Genomic DNA, 10,514 nt, shown 5'->3' on the forward strand with positions numbered 1-10,514 from the left:
CCTATCCCCTGTGTGCCTTGGCAGTCTCATCGTCGCGATCCCGTCGAAATGTCCCGAGCTCAATCCCCAGGAAAACATCTGGCAGTTCATGCGCGACAACTGGCTCTCGAACCGCGTGTTCGGCTCCTACGACGACATCGTCGATCACTGCTGCGACGCCTGGAACAAGCTGGTCGATCAGCCCTGGAAAATCATGTCGATTGGGATGCGGAAGTGGGCTCAGGAGTTCTGATCAGTGAATCTTGGTATAAGTCCACCCTGCGCCGGATCCACTAAATATTGGCACTCGATTGATGCGGCCGAAGAATCGACATGTATGAATATCCGCAGTTAGGAAGCACAAGGAGGGCGCTGAGCGTCCGCGATTGAGTCGGCATGGCCGCCTTAGACTGGAGCTAAATTTCGGCGTAAGCCCTTTATCGAGCGGCTGCAGGCGTCCGCTATCTTCGAACGGTGCCTAACACCCGTGAGGCAGCATTGCTTCGCACGGCTAGTTTGCGCCCATACCGAAGAGCGGTCGCGGGGGATGACCAGCGAAGGGTCAGCGCAATCCCCGCCCCGTCCTCGCCGGCGGCGAACAGGTCCTGGGTCAGTCCAACCCGAAGCGAGTGCGTCGACAACGCCGCAAGCGCCTCGGACAGCTTATCCCCCGCGATATCGACCAGCCCTGCGTCCGCCACCGCTAGCGCGATCCGCCGGTAGATCGCACACACGCCCTGGCGTGTAAGGGGGGTCTCGCCGATCGTGTAGGTCACCTGAGCCTGCACCGCTGGCGCTCCACTCAGCCGCTCCTGCCAGTGGCGGGTATTTCCTGGGATGGACTGATAGGACTGCGGGGGCACCGCAGCGCGCGCACGACGTCGATCGATCCCGACCCTCCGGAACAAAGGGCCATCCTCGATGCTGCTCTGCACCAGCCAGGCCTGTACGCGCCGCATCGTCTCGGGCGAGAGCCACGCCCAGCTGCCTTGTCCCTCCTGGTCGGTCTTGGATCGGGGGATCGCAAGCAGCCCCGAGCCATCAGCCTGTGGCTCGAGCTGCTTTACCGCGGCGGCAGTGAGCTCACTGACGCGTAGCCCGGCATCGTAACCGACCGAGAGGAGGCCCGCGTCGCGCAGACCCTGCGGATCGCCACCGCAAGCATCGAGCAGTGCGGTGATCGTGAACCCTTTAACCTCGCCAAGCTCATCGAGCGCACCCCCATAGCGGAGTGGGGCTGCCTGACGCTGGACAGCACCTTTGCGTCGACGATTAGCGCGCAGCGCGTTGCGGACCATCGGGTGGTCGGTCGGCAGGCCATCCTTGTCGCCGATGCCAACCAAACGATGGGCGCTAGCGAGCGTTGCCATACGCCGCGATAGCGTCGCCGGCTTCTTTCCCTGCGCCTCGAGGTGGCGTAGGTAGCGGACGAGATCCTCGGGATCGGCGGGGAAGGGGGATCGCCGCTCCTCCACGCACCAGCCAACGAAACAATCGAGGTCTGCGGCGATCGCCGCCTTCGTGGCGTCGGACATTGCCTCAAGGGCGGTTTCGACGCCGAGTGCGCTTACTGGCGGCATATCAGCCGGGAGCGCAGCCGCGATCGTGCGCAGCAGCCGTGCGTCGACGAGCTCGGCTGAGCCGCGCGCGCGGCGCTGCGGCAATGCGTTCCCGTCGAGCTGATGGATGACGATCTCACCAGTGTTGTCATTTGCCATCCTGCGAGCTTTCATTCGCGCTGCTGGCCGAGAACCACGCAGCCTCCATTTCCAGCTTCTGTTGTTACCATAATGTCCCATTATGGAAAGTGCGTTTTAAGCGGGTAGGGGGGTGCCTAGCGATTTGTGGATCGCTAGCTTATACTTCGTGCCGATGGATGATTTTACCTATCTCTACCGCTATGGGCAGGCGCTCGGACGCACCGAGGCGGGCTGGCAATTTGCCTCGCGGCGCTTGCAGAAAGCCGCAGCGCTGGCTGCTGTATCGGCGGCCTGGGAAATGTTTCGTCGCGACGCCGGCGTCGGCGACATCGGTCCCGCCCACCAGACAACAGCGACCGACATGCCGCTGTTACTCACCCAGGATGCCCGTCGCGACGCCGTGCTATTGTGGCTGGCCGACCACGGCGCGGCACCTATCGCCGAGGCCGCCGGCACGATCGCGACGATGGTCGGTGCGACGCATCGGTTCGGCACCGAACAGCTCGACCTGCTAGCGCGCGCCCGCGCCGCACTCGTTGAGGCGATCGCCAGCGTGTCTGCCAATGAACCTGAGGTCGATGAACCGGCCACGCCTCCCTTGGCGCCGCTAGTGATGGCGATCGAGCGACTACGCGGCGACGCCGATTTCCTCGAAGGGCAAGGTGGCGTTGTCCATCACGCACTCCCGCGCGGCACCCTCAACCATTATGTTGCCGCTGAGCCGGGCGGCTGCTGGGCCCTCAATCTTGCGCTACTGAGCGCCGGCGTTCAGCCACCGCTCGCCCTGCCGTCGGTTGGCCTGATTTCGCGGGCCCTGTTTCGGGCTGATCTCGAGGCAGGCGAGATCGAGGTAAGGCTGATCGAGACCGCGGGGGCGGCGTGCGACCGGACCTATGCGACCCTATGCCGGATGAATGAACACATCGCTCGGGGGCACGACGCGCTGGCTCACTTGTCGCGGAACGCCCGTGCACGGGAAGCTTGGCTGCTGGTGGCTGGGCTTGGTGCATGTACGCGCACCCAGCTGCGACGGGTGCTGGGATTGTCGCGAGCTGGCGGGGATATTCAAGCGCATGTGCTTGCCGATGCGGGACTCGTCGCGCTTGGTGCGGTCGGTCAAATTAGTTGGAGGGCACTCTCGGCGGCTGCGCCTGTTTCGCCGGCGCCGATCGATCAAGTCCCGCTTGCCAACGCGGTCTCGGATCTCGACGCGAGCATGGCCGAGATCAATCGGCTGCTCGCCCGCATCGCTACCTGAAGTCGTTGGCGGCGATCGGCTGACCCGGCAAGGTATCGTCGCTGTCGACGCGACAATAGCCAACGCCGATCCGTCGCGGCGCACTCGCCCGCTTTGCAAGCGCGCGCTGGATAAACTGCGATGCCGCGGCCTCGCTCTCGAAGGAGACAGTCAAACCTGCAAGCCGTCTACCAATGCGGCCCCATCGCAGCGCTACGATGACATAGCCGAACAAATCTCGCGTTGCGTCGATCTGGTAGGCCCGCGCGATGTTACGGCGTTCGTCGACCGCTTCCAGCTCGCAGCGGTGGTCGATCATCTGAGTGGGATATTCGAACATGAGGGGAACATGGCAGCGGACAGGCGACGGCGTCCAACCGGGAATTTGAATCAGTCTTGGGTGGGTGATTCACGCAGGCGATATCTCCGATACGATCACGTCACCTGCATCATCCGCTACCACCCCCTAGCCAGAACGGGATACCTTGTCGCGCGCGTTGATGGCTGCCTTGATCGCAAGGCTTTCAGCCGCCTCCGCCATCTCGTCCCAGCGCATCGCAGAGCGCTCTCGCGGCGTGCGACGCTGCGGCAACGGCTCGCTAAGGGCGGCTAACCATTCTGCGTCGGCCAGCTGTCGGAACCCTGAGCATTGTTCTTCGGCGGCACCTCACCGTTCGAAGCCTTGTCTTGGTCCGGATGCCAGCCGCTCATCAGTCCGATTCCTATCCATCCGCAGCCATTGGTAGCAGCGCAAGGAAATCTAATCGAGGGTGCTCTGATCGAACAGAGCAGTCAGTCGATTGTGCGTCAGAAGGCAACGAAATCGAACCTATGCATCATGTAGGGCGGTCGGCGAGTTCCCCTACCAGGTTCAGAATTGCGGCCTCACGCGCGCTGCTCGAGGTCTGCGAGGGTCAGGCGTCCCACGGTGTCAGCGAACGGCGCAGTTATTTCCCGGCGTAGGGCAATCGTTGCGCTGGCCTTCGCATCGATAGTAGATGACCCGGGACGCTTTGCCAAATCCAAGAGCGTAGGCGCATATCTCGGGCCTCAAACTACGACATTCGGCCTATTTGTGTCGCACCTGAAAGCGGACGTGCTGGCATTGCGAAAATGGTCCTTTCTGCAACATCTCGGCAAATGGCTTCACCTTGTGGAGAGCGGGCTCCTTTCACGCGTAAACAATCGGATGACCCCGGCTCAGGCAGCTTAAAGTCACAGGCTGTGATCGGACAGTAATGGGTATATCAGCTCTGCTTCATTTTTGATTCTCCGGCGCATCGCGTATCGCATTGTGTTCGAGGCTGCGCGGTAGTCGTGCCACCGCCCTGCGATTTCGCGCAACGTCCAGATGCCAATGTGCCCCGTTGAGGCGGCGAGATTGTCTTTACCTTCCTCCTTCAGCACTAAGATGCGTGCCTTCTGCTCCAGTGGGGCGCGGGTGACCAACTGATCATAGATACGCTCAAGAAGCATGGTGCGGGCCCTGCTCGCACGGGTTATGGCAAGCCTGACCGCCGGTATGCGATCCATGGGCGGATCGGGCTGCGCAGTTAGCGCGTCCAACTCGTCGAGCCCCGCTAGTATGCCTGCATGAAGCCGCTGCAACTCAGTGAGCACGCTATGCCCCCCCATCCCTGGTCGGGCGGTCCCGTTGCCCCGTATCTTGCATTGTAGGCGGCACCCGAGAGATTTGGTGCCAGAACCGGGAAAAAGGAATGACGGCTTTCGCTGGTCCAATGCCTAAAGCTGCCGGACCCGAGCTCCACTGAACCCGGTCATTCCTGATGCAAATCAAACAGACCGTGTGAAAACCCCGTCTGAGGATTCCCTGGGATCCTGGCCCGTGGTATGTTTTTGCCATGGCGCATCTGGTTGGAACGGACCGCTCGCAGCTCTTGCTGCTGCCTGAGGCGGTAGATGATTATGTCGGACCGGACAAACCGGTCAGGTCCATTGAAGCCTTTGTCGACGGGCTCGACCTTGGCGCGGCCGGTTCCTCCGCGTACGGCCAAAGGCAATCGGCCGCCCGGGCTACGATCCCGCGGATCTGCTCAAGCTCTACATCTATGGCTACCTGAACCGGGTCCGGTCGAGCCGTCGCCTAGAAGCCGAGACGCACCGCAATATTGAAGCGATCTGGCTGCTGCGGCACCTCAAGCCGGACCTCAAGACCATCGCCGACTTCCGTCGCGACAACCGTGTCGCCTTCAAGGCGGTGTTCCACGAGTTCGTGGTGCTATGTCGTCAGCTCGACCTCTTCGGTCGTGAGCTCGTGGCGGTGGACGGCACGCGTATCAAGGCCGTCAACAACAAGACCCGAAACTTCGCCCGTACGTCCCTCGCCAAGTTCCTCCAGGACGCGGACGAGAAGCTCGCCGGCTACATGAAACGGCTTGATGAGGGGGATGCCGACGAAGACCCCACGGCGGGCGGCGGTTCCGGCAAGGGTGACGGCAAACTGGCGGAGAAGGTCGCCGTTATCCAGGGCACGCGCGATCGTCACAAGGAGATGGTGGCCGAACTGGATCGCACCGGCGCCGACCAGATTTCGCTTCCCGAACCGGACGCCCGCGCGATGGCGCGCATGACCAAAGTGGGGTCGGTACAACATCAGCTCGCCGTCGACGTAAGCACAAGCTGATCGCCGAGCAGGCGGTGAGCAACCAGGTCCTCGACCTGGGACTGCTCGCTCACACCGCGACAGCGGCCATGGAGGCGCTTGGCGTCGAGCGGATCGAAGCGGTGGCCGACCGCGGCTATTTCAAGATCGAGGACATCGAAGCCTGCGAAGCGGCCGGCGTCACGGCTTACGTGCCCAAGCCAATCCGCGGCTCCGCTGTGCGTGAGGGCTTCTTCGGAAAGGAGGTGTTCCGCTACGAGCCGGACCAAGATGTCTTTATCTGCCCGACCGGGGCAGCGCTCTCGCCGCGCTACCGCGGCAAGTCGCGCGACAATGTGAAGATCGACTACGCCAACCGCGATGCCTGCAAGGCGTGCGCGCTGAGATCGCGCTGCACCCGGTCATTCCGCCGCGTCTCGCGTCTGGAGAACGAAGCCATTCTCGACCGCATGGCGGCGCGGTTGGCAGCCAGACCTGACGTGCTGGACCACCGGCGAAACAGCGTCGAGCATCCCTTCGGCACCATCAAGCAGTGGATGGGCCAGGGCGCGTTCCTGATGCGCCGGCTCGAGAACGTACGGGGCGAGTTCAGCCTGACCGCGCTCGCCTACAACATCAGACGGGCCATCACCCTGGTCGGGGTGCCGGGTCTGATTGCAGCGGCAAGGGCGTAAAACCGGCCGTCTCGCGCCTCGAACGCCAGCCCGGACCTCAAACAGGCCGTCTCTCGCCGCTTCACGGCCCTCAAAAAGCACCTTCGGGCTTATTTGGCTTTCGAACGCTTGAGATGGGAAATCGCTGACGCCGACCGCGCTGTTCACGACTTTCCACACGGTCTGTGTGATTTTCGCATCACGAATTCGAAAAGTGGCGGTTAGTGGTCATTCGGTTTGGAACGGACAAAGTGGCCGTTGACGAAAATCCAGCGCACGCGGCTCAATCGGACGGCGACGCTATCGCCCTCGTAGGTTTCTATCATCGGCCTTCCATGAGAATCCGACAAAAAGTCGGGGGTGCCTCGGCTCGACAGTTCCACGACTTTCCGCACGGTGTTGCCAGCCACGGACCAGACCCTCACGCGATAGGCTGACCCACCAGACCACGTGGAGAATATCAAATCGTTCTGATCACGAGAAAATAGGCCCAAGGGGGCGTCGCTCGTGGCTTCTTGATAATGAACCGGCTTTGCGCATTTCTTGGTGCAATCAATTGCAATTTGGTAGCCAGCGGGAAGTCCTCCGGTCACTTCCACCATGAACGTGGATTCGTCCCCGTCTACTCGCAAAGTCGCGACCGGTGACGCGGCGGGTGTGCTAGAAGATAGTAGCGAAAGGGCGAGGAAAACTGGGTTCATCTGTTGAGGGTATCACCTCTCAGGGTGTTCGCAATTGGGTGACAGCCGACCAGCTGCTGCGCCCTCTACGTTGACGCAAAACTTTTGTTTTTTGCATCAGGAATGACCTGGTCTGGCGGTTAGCGGACTTTCCAGCTTTGTCGTCCAAGGACGAGCCAACTGACAGCAAAGCACGCTACCCATACCGGTGCGGCGCTAACAACAAGCCATGCACCCGGCTGTCCAAGGCCGTCGTACTTAAATTCAAGGGGGAACCAAGGCCATGGCCAAGAGCGATATAGGCCATACGACAGCATCAGAAACGGAACCATGGTGCCGACCAGAGCTGCTGAAACAGCGGGCCGTCCGATTGAAATATGTCGCCATCTTAGAATGATTGCAATTACTGCCGTAACGGTCAGTGCTGGCAGCGCGGTCAACGCAATAAGCATGCTTATCAGGATCAGCATCTCGCAATCATGCCAAATGCTAGGAATTTCCGCAATTGATCGTTTCCGGTGCATCCGCTTTTAGACCGGCCGGACTCGCAACGATTGGTCTGCAGGAGCCGTCATAACAGCGTTGAGGGATGGTCAGCTTCGCTTTAAAAGCATGAATGGCTTTCACGGCTTATATAATCTGTGCAACCCCACGATCGGGAAGCACGATGCTTTGTGATCTGCTAACTGCTAGCAGAGTGGCGGGTCAGCCCCACTCGTATCTGCGGTCTCAAGATATTAGCTATTGGGCCGGGCTGTGGGGGGTAGGCGAACCGGCGACGGCTGCCAATTCGGTGTTCAACCAAGCTTACTTAACGGCGATGATACGGGCCGGGACGGCGGACACTGGCGTATTCGGACTTCGGTTGATGTGGCAAAGCGTCGGCGAAGCGACCGAGCGGTTTAATATGACTTTGGGCGGTGAGGCCGACCTCGCAAACCGGTTCGAGCAAGCGTTCGGCTCGACGCTTTTTATTCACCTCTCCAGACGGGACAAAGTGGCGCAGGCCGCGTCGTTGGTGCGCGCTACGCAAACGGGGCTATGGCATATGGCCGCTGACGGATCGGAACGTGAAAGGACCGCGCCCGCGCGAGTACCCGTTTTCGATGCTGATCAGATTACCAAAGCGCGGGACGCGCTGGCGACCGACGATGCGGGGTGGTCCTCATTTTTCGAGCAGTGTGGCATTCAGCCTTTGCGTTTGACGTATGAGAAGCTTGCGGATGACCCGCAGGCGACGTTGGCCACGATACTGGCCGCGCTTGGTCACGACCGAGCCATCGCTAAAACTGTGGTTCCTCAAACCGCTAAGATGGCGGACGCGACAACAACCGAGTGGCTGAAACGTATATAAGCCGTTCGCTACCGTTGCAAAGGAAACCCCTTTCGCACGTCGGCTATGTCCGCTTTCGGGGGATATTTGAAAAGCAGCGAACGACGTAATTTGGGCGTTTCTGGTCCGTCCGCTTCACCGCCCGAAAGCTGCCGGTCGGCTTTCAGGGATGGTTGGCACGCTAGTAGCGCCTGAATGTCGCAACCTGGTGGCAAGCGGACGTTAGCGAGGGCCGGTCTCCCAGCCGATGACACCAACCTTGATCCCGCCCTTCTCGATCCATCGCATGAGGCACTCGCTCTGCTTTTCAGGCAGTGGCGGAGCGTCGGCGCTCTTCCGGCCAAATACGAAGGTGCCTTCAGGGCTGACCGACCAAGCGATGCTGTCTGGCGTGATGCCGCAACTGGCTAACGCAGCCCGCGCATCGGCCGAGTTAGTACCCTGAGGCGGGGGCATGGCGCGGATCATATTGCATCCGCCAACCAGCAACGCACCTGCTGCGATAATTGACCGCCGGTATCTCATTCGGCAAGATTAGCGGCGCGCTGAACGTCTGCAAGTGGGCGTTTCCTGCCGTCGCAAAAGGGAACCCTTTCGCAACAATAGGGACGGCAGAAAGCGTGCAATAGCGGACGTGGCCGGATCGTGTCACAATCTTTCCATGGCCCGCGTTCCAGTCCTCATTGTCGCGCTCGCCCTTGCTGGCTGCGCGGTCGAGCAGCCCTCGCCCGACCTATGTAATATGCCCGTAGGACTACGGGGCTGGGGTGGCCCAACTCTGCGTCTGAGAGGCACAGTCAATGGCAGTTTCGAGCACGGCTTTATGATGATGGATGAGCACTGCCCTCGTGGCGGAGAACTGAAAGTCACAGGCCAGACGATTGACGGCGACCGTATGCTGAGTCGGTTCCGTGCAATCGGACCTCGACTCGGCGTAACGCGTATGGAGATCGAGGCACGGATCGAAACCCCTGACGGCAAGGCACCGACGCTGCGGGCCATTCGATACTTCGGCGGTTCGTTCCAATCTATGACCGCTCAGCAACTAACGGACTTTGATCGCAAGCGAGGCATGTGAACGACTGCTCTCCACCAGATCCTGACATCCGCGATTGGCGCATCGGACTTTTGTATCACCGCAAGGCCAAGTTTCCTGCCGTTTCAAGCGTGATGCAAAACTTGTGAATTTCGCATCGCGACGCGAAAAGTGGTGGCCCACGGCCGGGCCAGCAGGTGGCAATTGCGACCGTAAGTTTGCACCCGCCCTTACCGGAAACGATGCTGTTTTGGGAGGCCGCAGTCGAACGGCTCTTATCGAGTCACGATCCAGTTGACGAGAAAACTGACGGATCAAAGTTTGCTGGCAGGGGGCGGTGCGTCTGCCCCTCGCTATCGGGCATCGCCGCTACAGCTTGGGTTGAAATAGGCTGAAGGTTGAAGCGTAGATCGTCTGCGAGATAGGCGGTCACGGAAGTTTCTGCCGGAAGCCTACCGCTAGTCCCGTGAATAAAGATCATCGGCCACGAGACAAGCAACGCCCCTCCAATAGACAATAGTTCCTGTCCATAACCATGGCGTCCCGTGCGCCCTGAGAGGCGGACAGGCCCGCTCGGCGTCTCTACATAATTAATTCGGATATCGAGCTGACCGCGTTTTCCAAAATGGCCATTACGCTCCGAACGCATAACTTCGCCGACCGCAATCGATCCGACCGGAACAACAACTTGGCCACGATACATGAGGGGTTCCGCCACTTCCAGATAGAAGCGATCGCCCGCGTGACAGTCCTTGGTATTAAGCTCGGTCCGGGTGGCGAGCTGCAATGGCGTACCCATTGGAAAAGAAGCCATAGGACCGACATTTGAAGCCGGCGCTGCCCACTGTACGTTATATTGTGCAACCGCGATTGAGGGCAGACAAGCAGCGAGAGCAATGCTCGTAATTAAAACATGCTTCATTTCAAATGCCCCCAAACAACAAACTTGTGACTAGGGTCACGACTCATTGATCAGAGCCAGAAGATGACGGTGGCGGCGAGCGCGATAGCGGAAAAGAAGACGGTCGGGCATCGATCGTAGCGGGTAGCGACGCGGCGCCAGTCCTTCAGACGACCGAACATAATCTCGATACGGCTCCGGCTTCGGTAGCGGCGCTTGTCATATTTGACGGGGATGATCCGGGACTTTCGCCCCGGAATGCAAGGTGTTATGCCCTTTGCCTGAAGGGCGTCCCTGTACCAGTCTGCGTCATAGCCGCGGTCGCCCAGCATCCACTGCGCCTTGGGTAGATCGTCGAGCAGCGCGGCAGCG

General features: G+C 60.4%; 10 protein-coding genes and 1 pseudogene. 4 read left to right on the plus strand and 7 right to left on the minus strand.

What is annotated here, in order from left to right; translation table 11 throughout:
• Positions 1–440: 440 nt before the first annotated feature.
• On the minus strand, positions 441–1,697 hold the full coding sequence (locus RI03_RS20755) for a tyrosine-type recombinase/integrase (RefSeq protein ID WP_010219682.1): 1,257 nt from the start codon (positions 1,695–1,697) through the stop codon (positions 441–443).
• A 154-nt stretch (positions 1,698–1,851) separates the two neighbouring features.
• Between RI03_RS20755 and RI03_RS20760 the strand changes: the two genes are divergently transcribed.
• Complete coding sequence (locus RI03_RS20760) at positions 1,852–2,937, plus strand: hypothetical protein (protein ID WP_010219683.1); 1,086 nt, start codon at positions 1,852–1,854, stop codon at positions 2,935–2,937.
• Here RI03_RS20760 and RI03_RS20765 read toward each other — a convergent pair.
• On the minus strand, positions 2,930–3,256 hold the full coding sequence (locus RI03_RS20765) for a WGR domain-containing protein (RefSeq protein WP_010219684.1): 327 nt from the start codon (positions 3,254–3,256) through the stop codon (positions 2,930–2,932). The two genes, RI03_RS20760 and RI03_RS20765, sit on opposite strands and share 8 nt — an antisense overlap.
• An 875-nt stretch (positions 3,257–4,131) precedes the next feature.
• On the minus strand, positions 4,132–4,536 hold the full coding sequence (locus RI03_RS20775) for a hypothetical protein (protein WP_138995789.1): 405 nt from the start codon (positions 4,534–4,536) through the stop codon (positions 4,132–4,134).
• A 242-nt stretch (positions 4,537–4,778) separates the two neighbouring features.
• Between RI03_RS20775 and RI03_RS25460 the strand changes: the two are divergent.
• Positions 4,779–6,213, plus strand: a pseudogene (locus RI03_RS25460) (IS1182 family transposase).
• Positions 6,214–6,413: 200 nt separating this feature from the next.
• Here RI03_RS25460 and RI03_RS23870 read toward each other — a convergent pair.
• Entirely contained in the window at positions 6,414–6,794 is a 381-nt protein-coding gene (locus tag RI03_RS23870; protein ID WP_170318441.1) for a hypothetical protein, read from the minus strand.
• A 694-nt stretch (positions 6,795–7,488) separates the two neighbouring features.
• Between RI03_RS23870 and RI03_RS20785 the strand changes: the two genes are divergently transcribed.
• Positions 7,489–8,226 carry a Stf0 family sulfotransferase gene (locus tag RI03_RS20785; protein ID WP_026046941.1) on the plus strand — a complete coding sequence of 246 codons (738 nt, stop codon included), beginning with the start codon at positions 7,489–7,491 and terminating at the stop codon, positions 8,224–8,226.
• A 201-nt stretch (positions 8,227–8,427) separates the two neighbouring features.
• Here the strand turns inward: RI03_RS20785 and RI03_RS20790 are convergent, their stop codons facing one another.
• Positions 8,428–8,673 carry a hypothetical protein gene (locus tag RI03_RS20790; RefSeq protein WP_010219687.1) on the minus strand — a complete coding sequence of 82 codons (246 nt, stop codon included), beginning with the start codon at positions 8,671–8,673 and terminating at the stop codon, positions 8,428–8,430.
• A gap of 355 nt (positions 8,674–9,028) precedes the next feature.
• Between RI03_RS20790 and RI03_RS20795 the strand changes: the two genes are divergently transcribed.
• Positions 9,029–9,283, plus strand: coding sequence for a hypothetical protein (locus tag RI03_RS20795; RefSeq protein ID WP_010219688.1), 255 nt, complete (start codon positions 9,029–9,031; stop codon positions 9,281–9,283).
• Positions 9,284–9,524: 241 nt separating this feature from the next.
• Here the strand turns inward: RI03_RS20795 and RI03_RS23145 are convergent, their stop codons facing one another.
• Positions 9,525–10,163 carry a hypothetical protein gene (locus tag RI03_RS23145; RefSeq protein ID WP_081504313.1) on the minus strand — a complete coding sequence of 213 codons (639 nt, stop codon included), beginning with the start codon at positions 10,161–10,163 and terminating at the stop codon, positions 9,525–9,527.
• Between the two features lie 50 nt (positions 10,164–10,213).
• The coding region (locus tag RI03_RS20800) for an IS5/IS1182 family transposase (protein ID WP_010219690.1) at positions 10,214–10,514 on the minus strand (301 nt) is incomplete at its 5' end.

Source organism: Sphingomonas sp. PAMC 26621, assembly GCF_000251145.1.
Classification (GTDB): domain Bacteria; phylum Pseudomonadota; class Alphaproteobacteria; order Sphingomonadales; family Sphingomonadaceae; genus Sphingomonas.

Excerpts from the sequence above, each read along its gene's own strand:
- RI03_RS20755 (WP_010219682.1), bottom strand. The coding sequence starts at position 1,697 with ATGGCAAATGACAACACTGGTGAGATCGTCATCCATCAGCTCGACGGG.
- RI03_RS20760 (WP_010219683.1), top strand. The coding sequence starts at position 1,852 with ATGGATGATTTTACCTATCTCTACCGCTATGGGCAGGCGCTCGGACGC.
- RI03_RS20765 (WP_010219684.1), bottom strand. The coding sequence starts at position 3,256 with ATGTTCGAATATCCCACTCAGATGATCGACCACCGCTGCGAGCTGGAA.
- RI03_RS23870 (WP_170318441.1), bottom strand. The coding sequence starts at position 6,794 with ATGGTGGAAGTGACCGGAGGACTTCCCGCTGGCTACCAAATTGCAATT.
- RI03_RS20785 (WP_026046941.1), top strand. The coding sequence starts at position 7,489 with ATGGCTTTCACGGCTTATATAATCTGTGCAACCCCACGATCGGGAAGC.
- RI03_RS20790 (WP_010219687.1), bottom strand. The coding sequence starts at position 8,673 with ATGATCCGCGCCATGCCCCCGCCTCAGGGTACTAACTCGGCCGATGCG.
- RI03_RS20795 (WP_010219688.1), top strand. The coding sequence starts at position 9,029 with ATGATGATGGATGAGCACTGCCCTCGTGGCGGAGAACTGAAAGTCACA.
- RI03_RS23145 (WP_081504313.1), bottom strand. The coding sequence starts at position 10,163 with ATGAAGCATGTTTTAATTACGAGCATTGCTCTCGCTGCTTGTCTGCCC.